General features: G+C 35.9%; 27 protein-coding genes. 1 reads left to right on the forward strand and 26 read right to left on the reverse strand.

Features of this window, described 5'->3' with window-relative positions; all coding sequences use genetic code 11:
* Nucleotides 1–21 precede the first annotated feature (21 nt).
* From DWV85_RS02360 to cobU, 17 genes are all read right to left on the reverse strand, one after another.
* Nucleotides 22–900, reverse strand: coding sequence for a polyprenyl synthetase family protein (locus DWV85_RS02360; protein ID WP_123137940.1), 879 nt, complete (start codon nt 898–900; stop codon nt 22–24).
* Nucleotides 901–909: 9 nt separating this feature from the next.
* Nucleotides 910–1,116, reverse strand: a complete 207-nt coding sequence (gene xseB / locus DWV85_RS02365; protein WP_021148145.1) for an exodeoxyribonuclease VII small subunit — start codon at nt 1,114–1,116, stop codon at nt 910–912.
* Nucleotides 1,091–2,314, reverse strand: coding sequence for an exodeoxyribonuclease VII large subunit (gene xseA / locus DWV85_RS02370; RefSeq protein WP_123137941.1), 1,224 nt, complete (start codon nt 2,312–2,314; stop codon nt 1,091–1,093). The genes xseB and xseA overlap by 26 nt, the downstream gene beginning before the upstream one ends.
* A 2-nt stretch (nt 2,315–2,316) precedes the next feature.
* Nucleotides 2,317–3,270 carry a metallohydrolase gene (locus DWV85_RS02375; protein ID WP_123137942.1) on the reverse strand — a complete coding sequence of 318 codons (954 nt, stop codon included), beginning with the start codon at nt 3,268–3,270 and terminating at the stop codon, nt 2,317–2,319.
* Nucleotides 3,270–3,674, reverse strand: coding sequence for a transcription antitermination factor NusB (gene nusB / locus DWV85_RS02380; protein WP_060919794.1), 405 nt, complete (start codon nt 3,672–3,674; stop codon nt 3,270–3,272). The genes DWV85_RS02375 and nusB overlap by 1 nt, the downstream gene beginning before the upstream one ends.
* Entirely contained in the window at nt 3,664–4,059 is a 396-nt protein-coding gene (locus DWV85_RS02385; RefSeq protein WP_004695803.1) for an Asp23/Gls24 family envelope stress response protein, read from the reverse strand. Before DWV85_RS02385 ends, nusB begins: the two co-directional genes overlap by 11 nt.
* Nucleotides 4,060–4,070: 11 nt before the next feature.
* A complete protein-coding gene (locus DWV85_RS02390; RefSeq protein ID WP_004695801.1) occupies nt 4,071–4,451 on the reverse strand; it encodes an Asp23/Gls24 family envelope stress response protein in 381 nt (126 codons plus the stop codon).
* Nucleotides 4,452–4,586: 135 nt separating this feature from the next.
* Nucleotides 4,587–5,144 (reverse strand): elongation factor P, encoded by a 558-nt coding sequence (gene efp / locus DWV85_RS02395; RefSeq protein WP_004695799.1) that lies wholly within the window; start codon nt 5,142–5,144, stop codon nt 4,587–4,589.
* A 15-nt stretch (nt 5,145–5,159) separates the two neighbouring features.
* Nucleotides 5,160–6,233: a Xaa-Pro peptidase family protein gene (locus DWV85_RS02400; RefSeq protein ID WP_123137943.1), complete on the reverse strand. Its 1,074-nt coding sequence runs from the start codon at nt 6,231–6,233 to the stop codon at nt 5,160–5,162.
* A 70-nt stretch (nt 6,234–6,303) separates the two neighbouring features.
* Entirely contained in the window at nt 6,304–7,002 is a 699-nt protein-coding gene (locus DWV85_RS02405; protein WP_021148139.1) for a pseudouridine synthase, read from the reverse strand.
* Nucleotides 7,002–7,640 (reverse strand): alpha-ribazole phosphatase, encoded by a 639-nt coding sequence (gene cobC, locus DWV85_RS02410; RefSeq protein WP_004697091.1) that lies wholly within the window; start codon nt 7,638–7,640, stop codon nt 7,002–7,004. Before cobC ends, DWV85_RS02405 begins: the two co-directional genes overlap by 1 nt.
* Nucleotides 7,641–7,647: 7 nt before the next feature.
* Nucleotides 7,648–8,778: a threonine-phosphate decarboxylase gene (locus DWV85_RS02415; protein ID WP_021148138.1), complete on the reverse strand. Its 1,131-nt coding sequence runs from the start codon at nt 8,776–8,778 to the stop codon at nt 7,648–7,650.
* 24 nt (nt 8,779–8,802) lie between these two features.
* Nucleotides 8,803–9,687, reverse strand: a complete 885-nt coding sequence (locus tag DWV85_RS02420) for a serine/threonine protein kinase (RefSeq protein WP_021148137.1) — start codon at nt 9,685–9,687, stop codon at nt 8,803–8,805.
* A gap of 73 nt (nt 9,688–9,760) precedes the next feature.
* Complete coding sequence (cobS, locus tag DWV85_RS02425) at nt 9,761–10,654, reverse strand: adenosylcobinamide-GDP ribazoletransferase (RefSeq protein ID WP_004695787.1); 894 nt, start codon at nt 10,652–10,654, stop codon at nt 9,761–9,763.
* Entirely contained in the window at nt 10,654–11,646 is a 993-nt protein-coding gene (cbiB, locus tag DWV85_RS02430) for an adenosylcobinamide-phosphate synthase CbiB (RefSeq protein WP_004695785.1), read from the reverse strand. The genes cobS and cbiB overlap by 1 nt, the downstream gene beginning before the upstream one ends.
* Before the next feature lie 12 nt (nt 11,647–11,658).
* Nucleotides 11,659–13,176: a cobyric acid synthase gene (locus DWV85_RS02435; protein ID WP_123137944.1), complete on the reverse strand. Its 1,518-nt coding sequence runs from the start codon at nt 13,174–13,176 to the stop codon at nt 11,659–11,661.
* On the reverse strand, nt 13,169–13,747 hold the full coding sequence (gene cobU / locus DWV85_RS02440; RefSeq protein ID WP_004695782.1) for a bifunctional adenosylcobinamide kinase/adenosylcobinamide-phosphate guanylyltransferase: 579 nt from the start codon (nt 13,745–13,747) through the stop codon (nt 13,169–13,171). The genes DWV85_RS02435 and cobU overlap by 8 nt, the downstream gene beginning before the upstream one ends.
* A gap of 63 nt (nt 13,748–13,810) precedes the next feature.
* Here cobU and DWV85_RS02445 point away from each other — a divergent pair, with 63 nt between their 5' ends.
* Complete coding sequence (locus DWV85_RS02445; RefSeq protein WP_004695781.1) at nt 13,811–14,146, forward strand: hypothetical protein; 336 nt, start codon at nt 13,811–13,813, stop codon at nt 14,144–14,146.
* Nucleotides 14,147–14,192: 46 nt separating this feature from the next.
* Here the strand turns inward: DWV85_RS02445 and DWV85_RS02450 are convergent, their stop codons facing one another.
* The 9 genes from DWV85_RS02450 to DWV85_RS02490 form a co-directional block, all read right to left on the reverse strand.
* The gene (locus tag DWV85_RS02450) at nt 14,193–14,708 is read right to left on the reverse strand and encodes a cob(I)yrinic acid a,c-diamide adenosyltransferase (RefSeq protein ID WP_123137945.1); all 516 of its coding nucleotides are present in this window, start codon (nt 14,706–14,708) and stop codon (nt 14,193–14,195) included.
* A 64-nt stretch (nt 14,709–14,772) separates the two neighbouring features.
* Complete coding sequence (gene ndk / locus DWV85_RS02455; RefSeq protein WP_004695778.1) at nt 14,773–15,180, reverse strand: nucleoside-diphosphate kinase; 408 nt, start codon at nt 15,178–15,180, stop codon at nt 14,773–14,775.
* Between the two features lie 22 nt (nt 15,181–15,202).
* Entirely contained in the window at nt 15,203–16,078 is an 876-nt protein-coding gene (gene htpX / locus DWV85_RS02460; RefSeq protein WP_123137946.1) for a zinc metalloprotease HtpX, read from the reverse strand.
* 54 nt (nt 16,079–16,132) lie between these two features.
* Complete coding sequence (gene thrB / locus DWV85_RS02465; RefSeq protein WP_123137947.1) at nt 16,133–17,047, reverse strand: homoserine kinase; 915 nt, start codon at nt 17,045–17,047, stop codon at nt 16,133–16,135.
* A gap of 2 nt (nt 17,048–17,049) precedes the next feature.
* On the reverse strand, nt 17,050–18,339 hold the full coding sequence (locus DWV85_RS02470) for a homoserine dehydrogenase (protein WP_004695772.1): 1,290 nt from the start codon (nt 18,337–18,339) through the stop codon (nt 17,050–17,052).
* 24 nt (nt 18,340–18,363) lie between these two features.
* Nucleotides 18,364–18,813: an ACT domain-containing protein gene (locus DWV85_RS02475; protein ID WP_004695770.1), complete on the reverse strand. Its 450-nt coding sequence runs from the start codon at nt 18,811–18,813 to the stop codon at nt 18,364–18,366.
* Nucleotides 18,814–18,826: 13 nt separating this feature from the next.
* Nucleotides 18,827–19,819: a lysylphosphatidylglycerol synthase transmembrane domain-containing protein gene (locus DWV85_RS02480; protein WP_004695768.1), complete on the reverse strand. Its 993-nt coding sequence runs from the start codon at nt 19,817–19,819 to the stop codon at nt 18,827–18,829.
* The gene (locus DWV85_RS02485; protein WP_123137948.1) at nt 19,816–20,670 is read right to left on the reverse strand and encodes a ChbG/HpnK family deacetylase; all 855 of its coding nucleotides are present in this window, start codon (nt 20,668–20,670) and stop codon (nt 19,816–19,818) included. The genes DWV85_RS02480 and DWV85_RS02485 overlap by 4 nt, the downstream gene beginning before the upstream one ends.
* Nucleotides 20,671–20,829: 159 nt before the next feature.
* Nucleotides 20,830–21,624 (reverse strand): RNA methyltransferase, encoded by a 795-nt coding sequence (locus tag DWV85_RS02490; protein WP_123137949.1) that lies wholly within the window; start codon nt 21,622–21,624, stop codon nt 20,830–20,832.
* Nucleotide 21,625 lies beyond the last annotated feature (1 nt).

Consider the following 21,625-nt stretch of genomic DNA (forward strand, 5'->3'; position numbering starts at 1 on the left):
ACCTTCTACAGGTAATACCCATTAATTCGTACGTTCTAAAAGATAATCAATTAATGCTGATAGTATAGTTGTATCATAAGAAACCAAGTTTAACGCATCATGAGCTTGGCTACCTACTAAGTAGGCTTGATGTTTTGCTTGATCTAAACCTAGTAAAGATACATAGGTAGATTTATGTTGGCGAATATCACTACCAGGTGTTTTCCCTAATTCTTCAATAGTACCGGTTACATCTAAAATATCATCAGTAATTTGGAATAATAATCCCAGGCAATTAGAATATTCCATAAGGGCTGTTCGCGTAGTATTATTAGCACTTCCAAGAATAAGACCTAATTCTACAGAAGCGTTAAATAGTGCACCTGTTTTACCACTATGTAAAACCTTTAATTCTTCTAAAGGAATATGTTTATCTTCACTGAGCAAATCAAAGGCTTGTCCCCCAACCATACCTTCTGGACCAGCCGCAGTAGCAACACATTGTATAGCATCTAGTTTTTGCTGTGCACTAGCAACTGTATTTGAAGTCATCAATTGAAAGGCATATGTTAATAACCCATCACCGGCTAAAATAGCAAGTCCCTCACCGTATACTTTGTGATTGGTCAAATTACCTCTGCGATAATCATCATCATCCATAGCTGGTAAATCATCATGAACTAATGAATACGTATGGATACACTCCATAGCACATAGAAATTCCTTATAATCAGCTGGCTCTTTATGAAGCATTTCCAACATAGCCTTAGTTAAAATAGGTCGTATTCGTTTGCCACCTTGCATTAAACTATAATTCATAGATTCATAAAGTTGTTCAAATTCTTGATTTGGGCTATTAAGTACTTCGCCTAACCATTGTTCAATATTTTGTTTGCTAGATGCTAAATAATCTTTGAACATAGAATCTCCTTATTCGCTGATGCGGACTTCTTCGATAATTTGTTGTACTTCATCTTCAACAGAATCGAGCATTTCAGCACATTCTTTTACCAAAGTTAAGCCCTTTTTATATTGTGATAAAAGCTCAGAAATGGTCATATCCCCATCATCTAATTGCTTAACAATATCTTCTAAGGCCTTATATTTTTTCTCATAACTTTTTAGTGATGCGGGCATCCTTGTGCGCCTCCTTTACCGTAGCAGTAATATAACCATCAGCTAGTGTAACTCGTATATCATCATTTGGTTGTAATTGGGCAACCGAAGTAATAGGTTTGTTATCATACTCAACCTTTGCAAAACCTTTAATCATCATTTGTAATGGATTTAGTGACTCTAACTGTTGTGCCAATAATGCTAAGCTATGTCTCTCTGCATTACATCGTTCTTTAGTTGCATTAGTTAGAGTTTGTGAAAGCTCTTGTAAGTGTGATTTTTGCTTATGTAAAAATTGCAGAGCTGGAATGCCAAGTTTTCGATTAAAGAGCAATGTTAAATCTGTACGTTTTTGTTGTAGTGTATAGTGTATATATTCGTGTAAATACTCTTCTTTTTCTGTCAACTGATCTTGTAATGTAGTAATTGGAAGTACTGCCATTTCTGCAGCATGGCTAGGCGTAGCACCACGTACATCAGCTACATAATCACATAAGGTGTAATCTGTTTCATGACCTACCGCCGAAATAATTGGTGTATGAGCATTATAAATTGCCTCTACAACAACTCTATCATTGAAACACCACAAGTCCTCCATAGATCCACCGCCACGACCAACGATGATGACATCAATATCTGGATCAGCATCTGCCGTAGCAATTCCTTTTGCTATAATTGGGCCTGCGGTACTACCTTGTACAGGAACGGAAAACAATTTAAATTGAACTAGTGGATTGCGTTGTTTACTAACATGTAGAATATCATGTAATACAGCACCAGATTGGGATGTAACAATACCAATGCAACTCGCCATATAGGGTAAACCTACTTTATGGCTATCATCAAAGTACCCCAAAGCAGTTAACTCTCGTTTTAGAGCGTCAAATTCGAGCTGTAACGGACTTTTAGCACCTACTTGCATATCTGATGCAATGAGATTTAAACGGCCCATTTTATTGTAAAAGTTAACAGATGCTTTTACAGTTACTAACAAACCATTTTGAATGGCATTAGCTAGTCCCTTTTGCATGACTGTACTAGACCACATTGTCACATCAATAGCAGATTCCTCATCTTTTAAAGAAAAATACATATGACCACTACTATGACGTTTTGCATTAATAATGGTCCCACTTACATATACATTCTTTAATAGATATTCACGATCTAAAGTACGTTTTATGAGATTGTTTAATTGTGTAATGGTTAATACATTCACGATTATCCTCTAGATTCTTGTAAATAAGCAGCACCAAAAGCATTACCTGTGGCATTATCAACAGAGAATTGTGGCTGCGCCACATGTAATTGGAGATGATTTCGTTTACAATAGGTTTCCATCCGCTTACGAAGTAAACTATTACTCATCACACCACCTACAGCAATGAGTGCACGTACAGATTTCTCTTTAGTATGATAAGTAATCATTTTTTCAAGAGCATTTCCAATGGAAGTAAAAACAGCTCTAGCTAACTTAGATTTATCTATATCACTCATAGCATTATTTATACGTCGCATAGCAGCACTACAAGGACCGGCAAAGCTAATCCATCCGTCTTTTACAGATGATGGCAATGGTTCATATTCTGTAGTTTGTAATGCTAATGCCTCTAAATGTTTACCTGCAGGAAATGGTAAGCCCAACGCGACACCTATGCGATCAACATATTGCCCCCCTTGTAAATCTTTAGAACCGCCAACGATGTGAGATTCAAAAATACCGTTTCCTTGATAATGGCAATATACTAGTTCTGTCGTGCCACCTGATAGATGTAATGCCAAAAATGGGTCATTAGGAATATTTTTTAAATCCCTCAAAGCAGCTAATATATGATTCTCTTGATGTGCAAAAATATGTAAAGGCACATTCATAAGATGACTCAAGGTTTGCCCCTGTCCTAACCCGACCATAAAGGCAGGCATATAAGAGCGTTCTTCACGGCGCGGAAAGCCACTAACACCTATGCCTCTAATTGGTACCTGAGGCAACTCTGACATTAACTTAGGCAATGCCTTTGTATGCTGAAAGACCATATTTGATTGTTGTAGTCCTCGCTCACCTAGTTTTACCTCTAAGATTTTACGTGCTTCCCCTACTATGTGAAAGTCGCTATCTACAATGGCACAACTTGTAGTGTAACAACTCGTATCAATGCCTAAGTAATATCGTTTCATTATTTACTCTTATTATATGCGTCTAAGATTGCATTAATTAATTTATAAGATGCATCAGAGCCAAACTCTTTAGCTAATTGAATGGCTTCATTAATAGCAATAGATGGCTCTAAAGGTTCCACTTTATTGGTCATTTCCCAAACAGCAATACGTAAGATAGAACGATCCACCTTATCTAAATTTGCTACTTTACGAGATTTACAGAATGGCTGTAATGTAGCATCAATTGCTTCAACATTTGATAGTACACCCTCTATAATACTATTTGCATATGCTTTATCCATTGCTTTATGAATGTTTCCTTCGGGAAATTGAACATCATTTTGATCAGTATGAAATTCATTGGCATATAACATTTGGAATGCGTATTGACGAGCCTCTCGCCGATTTCGCTTAGTTACCATGTAAAACTGGCTCCTTTTCTTTTACAATACCTTCAATATGCACATCAACCTTAATATGATCAAGATCTAGCATATTTTTTAAGGTTTGTTTGATTTCTAATTGCAATTGTTTCGATAATTCAATGAGATTATATCCATACAATGCTTTAATATAAATGTTAATTTCAATAAAACCTTTACGATGCTTTACATTGATACCAGGTAAGCTACGCTGACCAAAAGCATGGGTAATACCCTCTACCAACTCATCGTAAAAGCGTGGGCTTAAAGAATGAATACCAGGAATGGTTCCTAAAGTTTTTGTTGCTACATCAATGATGACAGAATCTGCAATATCAATGGTATCCGTGTCTAAACCATAATTTAATTGATTATCTGAACTCATAGAGATACCTCCTATGGCTGTTGAGGTGTTACTAAATCATCAAAAATAATGTCTTGTACAACTACATCAATAGTTTGAACCTCAATTTCTGTATAAGAGACTAAAGCAGTTTTAATGCGCTCTTGTAGACGTAAAACAACATCAGGAATACGATATCCATACTGAATGCACACATATAGCGTAACTGATATTGCTCCTTCATCGTTAAAGGATATCTTAACACCTTCATGATCGGATTTACGTCTAAAAAAAGTGTTAACGCCATCATTAAAGGTGGAACTCATATGATGAATTCCCTTTGTGTCAAGCGCTGTCATTGTTACAATTGTAGCATATACATCATCGTTAATCTTAATCTTACCAGACTCTAGTTCAGTATTTTTCTTGGTCATACTGGCCTCTTTCAAAAAAAGCACCTGTCCCTATATATAATTACATAGACGACAAGTGCTTACAGTGCAAATGTTACGATATATGGGGAATAAGATTCCATGAAAAGATCTTGCCCCAATACATATCAATGAGTATTAGGCACGTTCGATGTATTGTCCTGTACGAGTATCAATACGAAGTACATCATCTACTTCAATGAAGAGAGGTACTTTTACAGTGTAGCCTGTTTCTAATACGGCTGGTTTATTACCACCAGTTGCAGTATCGCCACGGATACCAGGATCTGTTTCAACTACGCGAAGTTCAACAGCTACAGGTAAATCGATACCGATTACGATACCTTGGAAGAACATGATGGATACTTCCATATTTTCAAGAAGGAAGTTTTTAGCATCACCTAATTGTTCAAGGGTAAGTTCAACTTGATCATAAGTTTCGTTATCCATAAATGTATAAGAGCCATCAGATTCATATAAGTATTGCATACGACGACGATCAACATGTGCTTTAGGCACTTTTTCACCTGCATTAAATGTACGCTCAACTACAGAACCAGTTTGCAAGTTTTTCATTTTAGTACGTACGAATGCAGCACCTTTACCTGGTTTAACGTGTTGAAAATCAACTACTTGCCATACATTACCGTCAATTTCAACGGTTACACCTGGACGAAAATCATTACTGGAAATCATCTAACTCTTCTCCTTCTAAATACCTATTTCAATTAACTCTTTTGGACTATGTGTCAACACCTCATAGCCGTCAGATTTGACGATGACACTATCCTCTATTCTCAATCCGATAGTACCTGTTATATAAATGCCAGGTTCTACCGTAATGATCATATTTTCTGTAAATACCGTATCGGATTTAGTATTGGCTACTGGTTCTTCGTGAATCTCAAGACCTACGCCATGTCCAGTACCATGATTAAATTCCTTGGTATATCCATGTTCTTTAATATAATCACGACAAACTGCATCAAGTTCTTTACCAGTAATACCAGCCCGAACTGCAGCTACGCCACGTTTTTGTGCTTCTAAAACTATACCATACAGCTTCTTTTGTAATTCAGAGGCAGCCCCCATTACAATCGTTCTAGTCATATCAGAATGATAACCCTTATATACTGCACCAAAGTCAAAGGTAACAAAATCACCTGCTTCAATGACCTTATCACTGGCTACACCATGAGGCATACTAGAACGATTACCAGAAGCAACAATGGTTGCAAAGGAAGGTTCCTCTGATCCACGTTTTAACATTTCTGATTCTAATATAATGCGCGCTTCGTTTTCTGTCATCCCTACCTTTAGTTGTGGTAGCAAGGCAGCAAAAGCATCATCACCAATTTTAGCAGCTTTACGCAATAAGTCTAATTCGTCTTCACGCTTAACCGCACGTAGTTTTGCAAAATTGATAGATGTAAACTTAAAGCGTTCATCTAATGTATCACATAAAGTTTCATACGTATCCACAGGCATTTGTTTGCCTTCTATACCGAATAAACCTTCGTGAATATGATGTTCATTGAATATATCTACAAGAGTATCCATAACAGTTGTTTCATATTGAATAACTGTGTACCCTTCACATTGTTTTGTTGCTTGTTCAGTATATCTGAAATCAGTAATCATAAAGGCTTTATCTTGAGTAATGATAGCAAAGCCTGTAGTACCAGTAAAGCCTGCAAAATAATGTAGATTTATAGGGCTTATTAAAATGACGCCTGTTAATTCTTGCTCTTTAATATACTGTTGTAGCAGATTTAATCCATTCATAATCTTGCTCCTAGTCTATAAAGTACAATTAATCTTACCATAAAATACCTATATTGAATAGAATTTTATGCTATTTTTTAAAGCCCTCTATCTGTTCAACGGTCAATTCCATTGCAGAACCAACCTCTTCAATGCCACTTAAATCAATATGACCAATCGTAAGACGTTTCAAATATGTTACAGTACCACCTGCAGCACCAATCATGCGCTTAACTTGATGATACTTGCCTTCTTCAATCGTTACATGTACTGAATGTAACGATACAAATTCAATTTCTGCCGGTTTACATTGCGTACCATCTCCAAGAAGAATTCCCTCTTTAATACGTTGTATACCTTCATCAGATAGCGTTCCTTCAAATTCTACGTAATAAACTTTAGGCACATGTTTATTACCATTGATGATAGAGTGTCCCCACACACCATCATTAGTTAATAATAAAAGTCCTTCTGTATCCTTGTCTAATCTGCCTACTGGAACAACTCCCATTTTTATGAATTCTAGAGGGAGTAAATCCATAACAACAGGGTGATTAGAATCTTCTACCGCTGTAACATAGCCCTTTGGCTTATGAAATTTTACATAATATAGTTGAGTAGTACTAACAACCTTACCATCAACAGCAACTATATCAACATCAATATCAATATGAGTATCTTTTTTCGTTGTTATACTGCCATTGATGGTAACTCTTCTATCCTTTATGAGTTGATGGACTTCTTTTCGACTACCATAAGCTTTATTGGCTAATAATTTATCTAGTCGCATTATGCATGACCTTGTAATACATCTACGTGTGCTGTATCATTGAGCAAGTTTAAAATATTATGATCAAATTCTCCCATGCCATTATAGAATATACGATTAATTGCTGTATTACCTTGACTAAAATTCCAACAATGACTAATGGAAATATCTAATAATTTACACAATAATGTTCGTATAGTCCCACCATGACAAGCAATGAGAAGTGTTTCCTCCTCATTATTAACATTGATGAATTCCTCTAGACCTGCCCATGCACGGTCTTGTAAATTCTTAAAGCTTTCACCATTAGGAACCTTAACTAGATGTGGTCGCAAATACATTTCATCTATCAAACCAGGCCAACGATCTTCGATATCTGAAAATAACATAGCTTCCCAATCGCCAAAATTAAGTTCTCGTAAGCGTTTATCTACTGTAATAGGAGTAGTACGTTCACCGCGAATGACTTCAGCTGTAACTAAAGCACGACTCAAATCACTAGATAATATGCGATCAAATTTAACATCTTTAAGAGCCTGACCACATGCCTTTGCTTGATTTAAACCATTTTCATTAAGTGGAACATCTGTGATGCCTTGGTATTTTCCCATTTTGTTCCAATCAGTTTCACCATGGCGCACAATATACAATGTCTTCATAGTCTTCCTATACTTTCAAAATATCTGTTAATTTTTCTACTAACTTAACATTAGTATCATGATCTTTTATTGCAACGCGAACCCATTGATTATTTAATCCCATATAAGAATCACAGTTGCGAACAATCATATTATATTTTTTAAGCGCTTCATTAATCGACTCTGCTGTTATTCCTTCTTGTTCAATGTGGAACAACATAAAATTAGCTGAAGGCGGATATATAGTAATACCATCTATAGTATCTAATGAGTTATACATAAAAAGTTGCTCTTCATGTAATACTTGTTTTGTTCGTTTCACATACTCTACATCATTCAAAGCCGCCTCTGTATAGGATTGAGCTAATGTATTAACAGACCAAGTTGGAATAAAACTATTTAGTTGCTCAATGATAAGAGGATTGCTGAAAGCAGCACCAATTCGTAGCCCTGGCACGGCATAGAATTTTGTAAAAGAATGAACCACGATAATATTATCAAACTCGTTAACTAGGGAGCGCATGGAGTATTCATTATCTTGTAATGTGTCGTTACCAACAAAATCGATAAAGGACTCATCTATAACAAGTAAACTATTAGCATCTTTCAGCATGCTTGCAATAGTACGAATATGATTCTTATCAAGTAACGTACCATCTGGATTATTGGGATTACCTAGAAATACAATAATACGACCATCTTGCCCCTTTAACTCAGCTGCAAAAGTTTCTAATGCTAAATAAGGAACCTCAAAATAAGGTTTTCCATGTTCATCTTCCCGTGGTCTATAATAAATATCGCGTACTGGAATTCTACTTGCTTCTAAAGCTGCTTTATATTCAGAAAAACCTGGTGCGGGAACAAAAGCGCCCGTATAGCCAGGTAACCGACAAATTGCATATAATAGCTCTGCCGCTCCATTGCCAACTACAATTTGATTTTTATTCATACCATAGATATCAGCAATGGCATTTAATATATCATCATTTGTAGCATCCGGATAATGTGATATATATCGCAATTGAGATTCTAATGCAGATAAGCCTCGTTGGCTAGGGCCTAGTGGATTGATATTAGCACTAAAGTCAATAACCTCATATGGTTCAATTCGTTGTTCATGGGCAAACTGAAAGATATTGCCCCCATGTATTTTAGACATACTATTCTCTTTCTATGAAATACTTTATCGTTTGATATAAGTTAATCCTTCATTCGTAGTTTCAACCGTATCTACATAGGTTAATTGTGGCAACTTACGCAAAATCTCATTCTTACAATCATTAATACGACCATAATCAACGGGGAATAATAGTCCCATAATGGTTCCGCTATGAGCGATGATTGTTCCTACACTATTATAAGAATTACCTACATCGTGAAAGTCATATAAATTAGGTTTATATAAAATACGCTGATTGCCAAAGGCACTCAATGTAGCAGCTTGGCCAATAAGCTTTATATCATGCGTTGTAAGCCCCTGTTTAAACAAATCAAAGGATTCTTGTATAATAGATTCTTTTTCTAAAATTTTATTTTGTAAATCTGCTTGTTTATTAAAGCTAACTGTATCAATGCTACCGCCTTCGTCAAAAACGAGGATTTTTAAAGGTGGGCACATACCTAATGGCTTAGAGATAGTCCCTTTAATATAATCAAACTGAGTTACACCTTGATAAAAAGAGGCATCTGTAGGCTCTACAGATAGACAAATTTGCTCAAGTTCTTTTAATGATAAATCATAGTCCATGGCCAAAGCTGTAGCCATAGCTGTTACAGAAATATCTGCCGAACTTGAAGCCATGCCTTTTCCTTGTAGAATATCGGATCTTACATACACAGGCGGGCAAATTTGATTTTTCTTTTTTTCTTGGACCAACTCTTGTACTAATTTACGAGCTTGTGCCGATTTTGGTTGAAGTGCACAAAATTCTTTAGAAAAAGGTTGTATTACATTACTCAATGCGTAGGAGTATCGATTAATTGGACATGTCACTAAAAATGACTGACCATCAATAGAACCTTGTAGAAATTCCCCACATGTACCTGGGGCTCTTACATAATAGGTCACATTAAACTCCTTTCACATCAAATAAAGTATACGTTCTAAAAATATTAAAACTTTGAAAATCAAAAATTTAGAGTTAGAACATAGTTGGATTATTAACTACCGTAGCTGATAGTATAGATAAAATTATGCTATATACCAGTATCAATAATACTTCAGTTACTTCCACAACAAATCCATATGTATCACCAGTAGTGCCACCTAACGCTTTTACAATATAGCGGTTTAATAATCGGTTAATAATATACGTAATAATCATGCTAACAATATTGATTTGGAAAATACCTATAGTAGCATATACTAACACACCTAATCCTACCAAATATCCTACATCAGGTGCTGATAAAATTGCATAAGCACCATATAAAAGTGTATATAATACTAAACCGATTAATAGTAATAGAATAGGCATAAAGAACGTAGATATGGTGTTATAAGTAATAACATGTTTAGGTGCTAAATTAGCAAATGCTGCCCCCATCCCCTGTTCTCTAGCATATGGATAGGATCGAATACTAAAAACCATAGACCAACGGCTCATTAAAGGCATCATAATGAGTGCCATAGGTATAAATTCAGCCGATGGAATCGAAGCTAATAATTGCCATTTCAAAAGTGTAACAAATACAAAAGCAACAACTCCAAAGGAGCCTATACGACTATCTTTCATGATTTCTAGTTTACGTTCTCTTTCACGGCCGGAAAACAAACCATCGCTTGTATCCATCAAACCATCAGCATGAAGGCCACCAGTTATTAAAAACTCAGCCACAACGATAATTAACATCAATGGCATAATCGGAATAAATGGCGATAATACGCCATATAATATAGCTAATATGAGACCAATAATAAGGCCCACATAAGGAAAGGCTACAACAGATTTACCAAAGTCCTCTACAGACCATTCAGTTTGATTTACAATTTTTAAACGCGTTAAAAATTGTAGTGCTATAAAAAAAGGTGTCATTATACATTCATCCCATAGGTAATGACTGTACTAATGATAACCATTAGTATAGTCGTAACATACATCATATAAATTGTTCGAGTAATATGGTTACGGTTTAGCTTTTCAATAGGATCCCCCATATATTCACGGAAGGTCATTTTTTTGAAATACTGATTGTAACCACCTAAACGGATATGTAAGGCCCCTGCCACAGGTGCTTCTGCATACCCCCCATTAGGACTAGGATGTTTTTTTGCATCACGTAAACCGATTTCTATTGCCTTTTTAGCATCAAAGCGTAAAAAGAATGCAGAAATTACAAATAATACAAAGGTAATTCGGGCAGGAATCCAATTTAATATGTCATCAAAGCGTGCAGCTACGCGACCAAAGTACAAGTACTTTTGATTCTTATAGCCTAACATAGAATCCATAGTATTAGCAGTTCTATAAAGAATAGCCCCCATAGGGCCACCGATAATAAAAAAGAAAAAAGGTGCAATAATACCATCTACCGTATTTTCCGCAATCGTTTCTACTGTAGCCCGAGTGATTTCGCTTTCATCTAAGTCTTCCGTATCTCGTCCCACAATCCATGATAAACGTTTGCGAGCATCTACAATATTACCTTGTTTTATTAACTGACTAATGGTAAAACCTGCGCCAGCCAATGAACGTGGAGAAATGGCAATGTAGAGGATCACTACTTCGAAAGCATAGTATACCCATTCGTCTACTACTCCACCTAGCCATAACAATAAAGATACTATGATATATACCGATATAAGAATTAAACCTACTGCAATACCACCGTACCACAATTTCTTCGTATCATTATCAGTGTCTTTATAAAGAACGGCTTCAAAAAAAGATATTATACGTCCAATAATGGCCACTGGATGATATTTACTATTGGGATCTCCAATAATTAAATCCAATAAAAATGCTAAAACTGGTATGCACACAAAGTTATACTTTGAAAACCAGTGAAAAATTGCTAAATGTTCCATATATCTCCTCTACTATCCCAAGGTAGACATAATATAATCCATATCTAGATGTTCCTCCACAATATCAGCTAAGCGATTATATGCCGCATTTTTATGGTCAAAATAATGGAATACTACATCTAATGGTTGTAATCCCTTGCGTTCACGTAATTGATTGATAATAAAACGTCTAAACTCGTCATTATCAAATACACCGTGAATATATGTACCCATTACTTGATGATTACCATCAATAAAACCATCAATAACATTGACAGCCTCTTCACTGCGACTTGTAATTGTAAAGCAACGAGACACCGAATCTGCTAGTGGCGTAGTATCCCCCATATGAATTTCATAGCCTACTAATTTTTCACCCCTGAAAGTACCATTTAAAAACTGTAAATTAGATACATTGAATTGTACTTGATGGGTAGTTTTTTGAGCCTTCATAGTCGTGGAGGATTCAACAAGGCCAAGTCCTTCAATTTCCTCGATATCACCTTCCATATGATGCGGATCATAAATAGTTTTACCTAACATTTGGTTACCGCCACAAACACCGATAATAGGTGTACCTTGAGCAGCCAATTTTTTGATTTCATCAGCAAAGCCTGTATCACGTAAATATGTTAAGTCAGCCAATGTATTTTTAGAACCAGGTAATATAATTAAATCTGGCGTACTGATAACATCTCCAGGGCCTACAAAACGGACAGATACATCTGGCTCATAATTAAGTGCATCAAAGTCTGTAAAATTAGAGATTTTAGGTGTTTGCATAACTACGACCTGAATATCTTTAGTACCACTATTGCGTTTGTTCTCTAATGCAACAGAATCTTCTTCATCAATATCGAGGTTCTCAATGGCAGGAATAACACCTACCACTTTTTTACCTGTTTTTTCTTCAATAAATGTAAGAGCTGGTTCTAATAGTTTGATATCACCACGGAATTTATTGATAACGATACCTTTAATAAGATCGCGTTCTTCTGGTTCTAATAATTCTAAGGTACCAACAATGGACGCAATAGCACCACCTCGGTCAATATCTGCAATGAGAAAAACTGGAGCTTGAGTCATCTTGGCAATACGCATATTTACAATATCATTTGCTTTTAAGTTAACTTCTGCAGGACTACCGGCACCTTCGATAACCATCATATCAAAATTTGAGTCTAAGAAATCAATAGATTCTTTAACCTTATCTAAAGCGGTTAGTGAATATTTTGTATGATATTCTTTGGCACTATATACGCCAACAGGTTTCCCCATCAATACAACTTGAGACGATTGATTTCCTGTAGGTTTTAATAACACAGGATTCATTTGAACAATTGGATCAATACCAGCGGCTTCGGCTTGAGCGACTTGAGCACGGCCAATTTCATCGCCCCATTTTGTCACATAAGAATTGAGGGCCATATTTTGTGCTTTAAAAGGAACGGTCTTAAAACCTTTTCTATAAAAAATACGGCATAATGCAGTACAAAGAATACTTTTACCTACATTAGAACTCGTTCCTTGAAACATGATTTTCTTAGCCATTTATATGAACCTCCTGTGATTTCAATTCAATGGTAACACCACTAATTGTTAAATAGAGTTTATCTGCAACAGAAGCTACTGCTCGATTCACACGACCAGCAATATCTCTAAAATATCTAGCCAGTTTATTATCCGGCACAATACCTAACCCAATTTCATTGGTCACAAATATAACTGTTTTACCTTCACATGATTGTATCGAGTCTAATAAAGTGTCTAATTCTGAAAGTATTGTCTGTTCTAATCTATTAGCATCTTCTTGACCACGAATGGAGCCATAAGCCATCATGTGATTGGTAGTGAACATGGTTAAACAATCTATAAGAATTACATCTGCTGATTGACTGATATTTTCCCATTCATCAGCTAAATGTAAAGGTACTTCAAAATTATTCCATATTTTTCCTCGTCGCTCTTGATGTTTTTTGATGCGATCCACCATTTCCTCATCAAAAGCTTGGCCCGTAGCTACATAAGCTTTTGGCCCCTTTGTAGCCAATGCTAAACGTTCAGCAAATTCACTTTTTCCACTGCGTGCCCCACCGGAACACAATATAATTTGTGATTTCATAATGCACCTATACAAGAATTTATAATTTCAGTATCATTATAAGTATAACAAAGGAGCGATACTATGGAAATTATGAATATGAAACTAAAAATGATGGCTACGCTATGGGATAATACATATCGTGTTGCCATCGATGACGGACAAGGTAAATATATTGGTACTGCACGAGTAGTAGTGAATGTTCCTCTACCACCAGAAGCTTTACCTGAAAATGCACCGCAAGTTGAAGCACAACTATTAGTATTAGTTGAAGACTTTGATTTCGGCGCTGATAAAATTATAAACTTTGAAACAACATTAGCCAATTTATTAAGAGAAAAATTCCGTTATGAAATTCCTCATATCTTCTTTTACTATCCTAGCCCTCAAGATGTTTTAAACCAAACAATTTCACAATAGGTCTATAACGAGCAAAAAGCTATGTAAAATACATAGCTTTTTTTGTTTATTCAGCTCCAAGTTCTTCCTCTACACGACACAAGATAAAGCAAAGGTCGGATAGACGATTTAAGTATTTTAAATTAGATTCGTGAACATTTTCACCAGCGTCTAATACTCGCCATAAAGCTCGTTCCGCACGTCGAGTAATAGTTCTAGCTACATGTAAATAAGCAGAAGATTGTTTTTCACCGGGAATGACAAAACTAGATAAAGGTTCTAACTTTGCATCAAAGCGATCAATAACTTTTTCTAAATGCTTTACATATTGCTCAGTAATTACCGGAGCAGTATTTAAACTTGCAATATCGGCCATTAATGTCCATAAGTTGCGCTCTATATCGTATAATTCAGCAGCAACACGTGGATTTTCAGCATAAGCGCGAGCCAATCCTAAAAAAGCTTGTAATTCATCGATTGTACCATAAGCTTCTACGCGTAAAGATGATTTCTGTACACGTTCTCCCGTGTATAAGCCAGTTGTACCAGCATCACCTGTTTTTGTATAAACACTACTTGCCATATGATTACCTCCTATAGATATACATGGATGTAGAAATAAAAGCTAAATGATCCCAACCTTGAGATTATTTGTATTCAGGGAACCAAAGATGAATTTCACGAGCAGCAGCTTCTGGAGAATCAGAAGCATGTACTACGTTAGCATCCATTGTTAGGGCATAGTCACCACGAATACTACCAGGGGCAGCATCTACAGGATTTGTTGCTCCGTTTAAAGCACGTACGGATACAATTGCGTTCTCACCAGCTAACACAAAAGCAAGAACTGGGCCTGATGTAATAAAATCAACTAATTCACCAAAGAATGGCTTTTCCTTATGTTCTGCATAGTGTTCTTCCGCTAATTCACGAGGTACTTGTAAGAGTTTTAATGCTTTAATAACAAGGCCTTTACGTTCATAACGGCTAAGGATTTCACCACTTAATTGACGTTTAACTGCATCTGGTTTAATTAAAACTAATGTTTCTTGCATGATACCCTCCAGTAGATACTAATTATAATATTACCTTTTCTTTATACTTTGGATTCATAGCTTGTTTCTTTAACTTTTGAATACGTTCTTCCGTGCGAGGATGTGTACTAAAAAGATTGCTCAAGCTTTCACCAATTCCCATCATAGGGTTAATAATAAACATATGGGCTGTAGCATTACTTGCATTAGGCAATGCACCATGTTTAGAGTAGTAGTCAATTTTTGCAAGTGCAGAAGCCAGTGCTAATGGGTTGCGACACATATCTCCGCCTCCCTCATCAGCTAAGAACTCTCGAGCTCGTGAAATACTCATTTGGATGAGGCCTGCTGCGATAGGGGCAATGATAATCGCACCAATTAAAGCAAGCGGATTAGAACCTTCTCGATCGTCAGAACGACCAAAAATGGCGGAGAATTGTAAAATTTGTGCAATCATGGAAATAGCACCAGCCATCATGGCTGCAATTGTACTAATCAAAGTATCTCGATTCTTAACATGCGTCAATTCGTGTGCAAGCACACCTTCTAATTCTTCATCAGTTAAAAGACGTTGAATACCTTCAGTAACGGCAACAGCTGCGTGACTAGGATTTCTACCTGTTGCGAACGCATTCGGTACTTCGCTCGGAATGATATATACCTTTGGCATTGGTAAATTACCATTTTTTGCCAATTGTTCTACCATAGCATATAGTTTTGGATTAGATTGTGCAGTAACTGGTTTAGCATTGTATTGTGCTAAAACGATCTTATCGCTGTACCAATAGGACATAAAATTCATTCCCATAGATACAACAAACATCAAAATCATACCGCTTCTGCCACCAATCATATCACCTAAGGCCACTAAAATGGCTGTTAGAGTAGCTAATAAAAGCGTTGTTTTTATATTGTTCATGTTTCCTCCAATTATAGTTATGGACTATGCCTAACACTATAATTATACCACAAACTATATAATTGATGCTCCAGTTGCATCAGCCTCTAAGCAATATATTTTATTTTCAATTCCATTCGCCGAAAATACGGCACCCATAGCCTTCGCTACCTCTTGCACATGAGCTTTATCAACATAGGCAATCAAGGTAGAACCAGATCCGCTAATAGTAGCACCGTAAGCACCGGCAACTTTTGCAGCTTCAAATACTTCATCACAATGAGGAATCAAAGTCTTACGATAAGGCACATGCAAGTTGTCATCTAAGGCAACAGATAAATTACTTAATTGATGTGTAATAAGACTTGTTACAAATAAAGATGCATGACTTACGTTTTGAACTGCTTCTTTAAATGGCACATGATTTGGTAATACAGAACGTGCATATTCAGTAGATACCATAACTTCTGGTACTACAACGGCAAAATGGAGCTCCGAAGGAACAGAAATAACGGTGTTCAACACTTTATTTTTTAAACCTGTAGCACAACATAAATTTCCGTAAATAGCTGGCGCTACATTATCTGGATGACCTTCCATACGATTTGCTATAACCAGTAACTCTTCTTTTGAAAGTGGATGCTTTACTAATGCGTTCGCCAGTAAAAGTCCCCCTACTATAGCCGTACTACTACTACCTAGTCCACGAGAGGGAGGAATCAAGGTTTCAGAAGTTATATGACCATATCGAATTGGTTCTTGAGCAGTAGCAAAAACTTGATCCATAGCGAAACCAATTAGATTCTTTTTAGGATCTTCAGCGCGTAAAATATCTGCACCAAAACCTTCAAAAGTATATGTATATTCTGTAGCATTTTCATCTGGTGTAAAGCTGAATATATTATAAAGATTTAGTGCTAATCCTAAGCAATCAAAACCTGGGCCACAGTTTGCACTAGTGGCAGGTACTTGTACACGAACAGTATTCATAATTAAGCTTCCATAATACGAATAACACTATTAACAGCCTTAACGGAGCGCAAGCTATTAAAAGAGTCTATAAGATTTAAAATATAAGATCTTGGGCATTTAGATGTAACAATGGCAAGAACTGCAGTTTCTGGATCCATATTTCGTTGAACGATGGATAAAACAGAAATTTTTTGTTCTGCTAATTTTGCAGAGATTTTTGCTAGAACACCTGTTTTATTATCCACTGCTAAACGCAAGTAGTAGCTAGATTGGATTTTACCTGGAGAATAAATATCTTTTTGATCATAATAGAACGGTTTCAAGCGCCCTGTTTCATTATAAGAGACATTCTTTGCCACTTCCATTATGTCAGATACTACAGAACTACCTGTCGGTAAGCTACCTGCACCACGACCATATAGCATGACATCATCGATACCATTGCCCTTAACATAAATTGCATTGTAGGATCCTCGAACAGATGCTAATGGATGTGTCGTAGGAATAAATGCAGGATATACATTTAAAGATAATCCTTGAGCAGTTTCTTTAGCAATACCTAATAATTTAATATTGTAACCAAACTCTTTCCCAAATTTTATATCTTCAGTATCAATACAAGTAATACCTTCTACAGTTACATCTTCAAAGAAAATACGACGGTTAAAGCTAATAGATGCAAGGATTGCCAATTTACGAGCTGCATCAAGGCCTTCTACATCAGCTGTAGGATCTGCCTCTGCATATCCTAAATCTTGTGCTTCTTTTAATACATCTTGGTAGCTTAAACCTTCTTCAGACATTTTAGTCAAAATAAAGTTTGTAGTACCATTCATAATACCAATGATTTCAGTAATACGATTACCGGCTAACGATTCATATAATGTGCGGATTATAGGAATACCACCTAGAACAGATGCTTCAAAACGTAGATCTACCCCATTTTTACTCGCTAAGTCTAATAAGTATGGACCAGCTTCTGCTAATAAGTCTTTATTGGCAGTTACCACATTCTTCTTAGCTTTTAAAGCTCCTTCTACGCAATCCTTAGCAAAGCTTGTACCACCCATCAATTCCACTACCATTTGGATGGAATCGTCTTTTAACACTTCATCAATATCAGTTACATATTTAGCTGTTTCTGGTAATGTAATATGACTATATTTTTCTGGATTTCGTACATAAATTTTTGAAATTTCAACATTGACACCTGTACGATTTTTAATTAATTCAGCATTGTCTTGCAATAAGTTAAAAGTACCTTGTGCAACAGTACCAAAACCTAATAAAGCAATTTTTATAGTGGTCATAATCGTCCTACTCTCTTAATTAGCCTATGCTTGGCCTAAAATTTCTACCTTGATAATACCCTTCATAGAGCGAATATCTAGCAATAAATCTTCTAATGAACCTTGTAAATCCTTGGTTTCAAAAGAAATGCTACTATTCGCAATGCCTTGTAATGGAATATCTTGATTAATCGTTAAAATACTACCGTTACGTTCAGCAATGGCTTTCAAAACGCTTGATAACATACCAGATTCATTTGACATAGAAACATAAATACTAACAATTTTCCCTTGAGCAATTTCAAAAAATGGAAAAACATAATCCTTGTATTTATAATACGCAGATCGACTTAAATCCATTTTTTCAACTGCTTCGTTAATTGTTTTAACCTCACCTAGTTTTAGAATTTCTTTTACTTTTATCGTCTTTTTTATAGCCTCTGGTAAAATATCTTCTTGAACCAGATAAAATTTATCTTTTTTTGGTTTAGACATAGAGCACACTCCCTTATTGTTCTCTTGAAGTTTCTTGGGCAACGAATTGTCGTCCATATAATGTTAATACTGCATACATACCGATGAAGAATGGCATATATTCAGCCACAACACGCCATCCTACAGCGATGATGCCCACTGTTCCATTAGGTACAAAGGCACTAAATAATACTACAAATAGACCTTCTGCAATGCCTGTTCCCCCTGGGGTTGGTGCAAAATACAAAATAAGATTTAATAAAATCATGCGATCTAAAATATCGATAATAGGAATATCTGGTGTGAAAGCATACATTAAAGCGGGTGCAATACAATATAAGCATAATAAACTCAAACCAGATTCAATAAAAACTATTAAAGATTGGACAGGTTGTTTATAAAGTAAACCAAGACCTTGATTTAATGTTTCTAATTTAGAAAGCCAATCTTTAGTGTTATGTGCTTTAAATCGTTGTGCTAGATTATAGACAAATTGACGCATATATTTAGTCTGTAATATATAAGTTCCCACTAAGGCCGCTATAACAGCAAGCACGGCAAAAATCAAAAGCATATCACGAGAGATATATGGAATTTCAATAGCATCTCGTAAGAATACTAATGGCAGCATAATGACCAAAAACATAATGGAAAATACGGTACGTATTAATACAATCGGTGTACCTTTAGATATAGGTACGCCATAACTTCTCAACACCAGTACTTGCGCGACAGCACCCCCGCTAGCTCCAGGTGTCAACATAGCCATAAAATAATTACTAAAAATAACTCGTAGCACTGCTCGTATCGATAACTTGTAACCACCAATTTTTACGAGCCTTTGAAGTCGTAATCCATCAAAATACATACCTGCTACTAAAGCAACTACAGCTAATAATAAGGAAATACTATTAAAAGATGATATGGCTTTCAATGCATCTAAATCAATAGTATAGTAAATGATACCAATTGATACAGCCAACAACAAGAGAAACATAAAGATGCCTCTCTTCATCATTTTACTCATACCAAGTCTCCATAATTAATGAGCTCTATATCATGTTGACTTATATATAATCGCGTATGACTGGAACAGAGTGCATGCAACTCATCTTCCCAATGATAACCCCAATTATAAAGCTTACTAAGAATACTACTATTACTACCTGGGTGAACCATCAATTCATGGGTACCAGAATGTTTATTTACCGCTTTTAGGATACCCATTAGAGATTTCTGATTTATATGGCCTCCATTTACCATGCCCCAAAAATATTGGGTTGTAGTCATACAATTATTTCGTATGATTGGTCGCGCATTAGCCGCAACCGTTGATAAACCAACTTTACCAAGAAATCGAATTGGGGAATACATATAATTCATAAAACCAGTAGACTCATCGGGTATACGTATAGCATGTATACCAAAGGATTTTGCCTGTTCAATCACAATTGGCAATACCGTTGGTAGAACATGCATATGTTGATGTCCATCAATATGAGTTACCCTTAAGCCGGTATCCATTATTTGAGCTATTTGTCCATGAATCTCTTTACGTAATTCACTATAATTGATTTTGCCAGAGTAAATACGTTTAATAAATTCTACATAGTTCTCTGGAAATACACCTTCTGGTGTGAGAAGTGATGAAACTTCTGATGGATCACATACTGGTTTCACCCCACCTACCAAGGTAATATGAATACCAATGCCCAACTTAGGGTTTTGTTTTGCCATACTTACGGCTTCTGTAAAAGCTTCTCCTCCTGCCATTAAAGAGGTACTGGTAATAATACTCCTACGATGACCATCAATAATACCAGCATTAACTGCACTATGAAGGCCAAAATCGTCTGCATTTACAATTAATTTGGACATAGTTATCTTCCTTTTCATGAAAAAAAGGGAGAACTTTGTTCTCCCACAAAGGATATATGTTATTGTACCAAATACACAACTAAAAAATCAATACAAAAGCCCTCTACTTGTATACTAGTAGAGGACTTTTTATAAGGTCATAAATTTTTATCATATATACTAAGGCATCAATTGTTCTTGTACTTTATACATACATAATGCAGCAGCTACGCTTACATTTAAGGATTCCATATCACCATACATAGGAATCATAATACGATTTGTACATAGATTCATAACCTCTGGTGTTACGCCATGCCCTTCGTTTCCTAATACTAGCATAGTTCGCTTAGCATAACGTACAGTATGATAAGGATTGGAATGTTCTAAAGCAGTTACATAGGTAGTCATATTAGACTCGGTTACCATATCATGTAACAGAGATAAGGTAATATCCTCATATAAAGGTATTTTATGTAAGGCGCTCATAGTACTGCGCACTGTCTTGTCATTAAAAGGGTCCACAGTTCCTTTCATCAAAAATATACCTTTTACACCTGCTGCAACTGCTGTACGAATTATGGTACCTAGATTGCCAGGATCTTGAACTCCATCTAATGTAATATATAAACCATCATCAATGTGAATGCTTTCCATATCGTATTTTGGTTTTGATACAATAGCAACTACACCTTGTCCATTTACGGTATTATCCACCTTATCAAATATTGGATCTTGTGCAATAAATTTAGGTACAAATTGAACAGTATCTAAGTCTAATAAATCTAATACATGTTTATCTTGCGCTTTAGATTCACGTATAACAATTGTTTTCACTGCCCCCATAGCTGCAATATCTCGAATAGATCGAATACCTTCAACAATGTACTCTCCATATTTTTGGCGATTTTTACGCTGCCCTAATGAGATAATTCGCTTAATAGTCTTATTATCTTTAGATTGGATACATTCCATA

It is taken from the genome of Veillonella sp. AF13-2 (assembly GCF_003603295.1).
Taxonomy (GTDB): domain Bacteria; phylum Bacillota; class Negativicutes; order Veillonellales; family Veillonellaceae; genus Veillonella; species Veillonella parvula_E.

Bases quoted from the DNA above. Each gene is read 5' to 3' on its own strand.
- DWV85_RS02405 (WP_021148139.1), bottom strand. From the start codon at position 7,002: ATGCGACTAGATAAATTATTAGCCAATAAAGCTTATGGTAGTCGAAAA.
- DWV85_RS02385 (WP_004695803.1), bottom strand. From the start codon at position 4,059: ATGAGTTCAGATAATCAATTAAATTATGGTTTAGACACGGATACCATT.
- cobU (WP_004695782.1), bottom strand. From the start codon at position 13,747: ATGAAATCACAAATTATATTGTGTTCCGGTGGGGCACGCAGTGGAAAA.
- cobS (WP_004695787.1), bottom strand. From the start codon at position 10,654: ATGACACCTTTTTTTATAGCACTACAATTTTTAACGCGTTTAAAAATT.
- DWV85_RS02400 (WP_123137943.1), bottom strand. From the start codon at position 6,233: ATGAATGGATTAAATCTGCTACAACAGTATATTAAAGAGCAAGAATTA.
- DWV85_RS02485 (WP_123137948.1), bottom strand. From the start codon at position 20,670: ATGTCCAAATTAATTGTAAATGCAGACGATTTTGGCCTTCATAGTGCA.
- DWV85_RS02360 (WP_123137940.1), bottom strand. From the start codon at position 900: ATGTTCAAAGATTATTTAGCATCTAGCAAACAAAATATTGAACAATGG.
- DWV85_RS02480 (WP_004695768.1), bottom strand. From the start codon at position 19,819: ATGAGTAAAATGATGAAGAGAGGCATCTTTATGTTTCTCTTGTTGTTG.
- DWV85_RS02490 (WP_123137949.1), bottom strand. From the start codon at position 21,624: ATGGAATGTATCCAATCTAAAGATAATAAGACTATTAAGCGAATTATC.
- DWV85_RS02470 (WP_004695772.1), bottom strand. From the start codon at position 18,339: ATGACCACTATAAAAATTGCTTTATTAGGTTTTGGTACTGTTGCACAA.
- cbiB (WP_004695785.1), bottom strand. From the start codon at position 11,646: ATGGAACATTTAGCAATTTTTCACTGGTTTTCAAAGTATAACTTTGTG.
- DWV85_RS02450 (WP_123137945.1), bottom strand. From the start codon at position 14,708: ATGGCAAGTAGTGTTTATACAAAAACAGGTGATGCTGGTACAACTGGC.
- ndk (WP_004695778.1), bottom strand. From the start codon at position 15,180: ATGCAAGAAACATTAGTTTTAATTAAACCAGATGCAGTTAAACGTCAA.
- cobC (WP_004697091.1), bottom strand. From the start codon at position 7,640: ATGAAGACATTGTATATTGTGCGCCATGGTGAAACTGATTGGAACAAA.
- thrB (WP_123137947.1), bottom strand. From the start codon at position 17,047: ATGAATACTGTTCGTGTACAAGTACCTGCCACTAGTGCAAACTGTGGC.
- DWV85_RS02375 (WP_123137942.1), bottom strand. From the start codon at position 3,270: ATGAAACGATATTACTTAGGCATTGATACGAGTTGTTACACTACAAGT.
- xseB (WP_021148145.1), bottom strand. From the start codon at position 1,116: ATGCCCGCATCACTAAAAAGTTATGAGAAAAAATATAAGGCCTTAGAA.
- efp (WP_004695799.1), bottom strand. From the start codon at position 5,144: ATGATTTCCAGTAATGATTTTCGTCCAGGTGTAACCGTTGAAATTGAC.
- DWV85_RS02390 (WP_004695801.1), bottom strand. From the start codon at position 4,451: ATGACCAAGAAAAATACTGAACTAGAGTCTGGTAAGATTAAGATTAAC.
- DWV85_RS02475 (WP_004695770.1), bottom strand. From the start codon at position 18,813: ATGTCTAAACCAAAAAAAGATAAATTTTATCTGGTTCAAGAAGATATT.
- nusB (WP_060919794.1), bottom strand. From the start codon at position 3,674: ATGGTAACTAAGCGAAATCGGCGAGAGGCTCGTCAATACGCATTCCAA.
- DWV85_RS02435 (WP_123137944.1), bottom strand. From the start codon at position 13,176: ATGGCTAAGAAAATCATGTTTCAAGGAACGAGTTCTAATGTAGGTAAA.
- DWV85_RS02445 (WP_004695781.1), top strand. From the start codon at position 13,811: ATGGAAATTATGAATATGAAACTAAAAATGATGGCTACGCTATGGGAT.
- DWV85_RS02415 (WP_021148138.1), bottom strand. From the start codon at position 8,778: ATGTCTAAAATACATGGGGGCAATATCTTTCAGTTTGCCCATGAACAA.
- htpX (WP_123137946.1), bottom strand. From the start codon at position 16,078: ATGAACAATATAAAAACAACGCTTTTATTAGCTACTCTAACAGCCATT.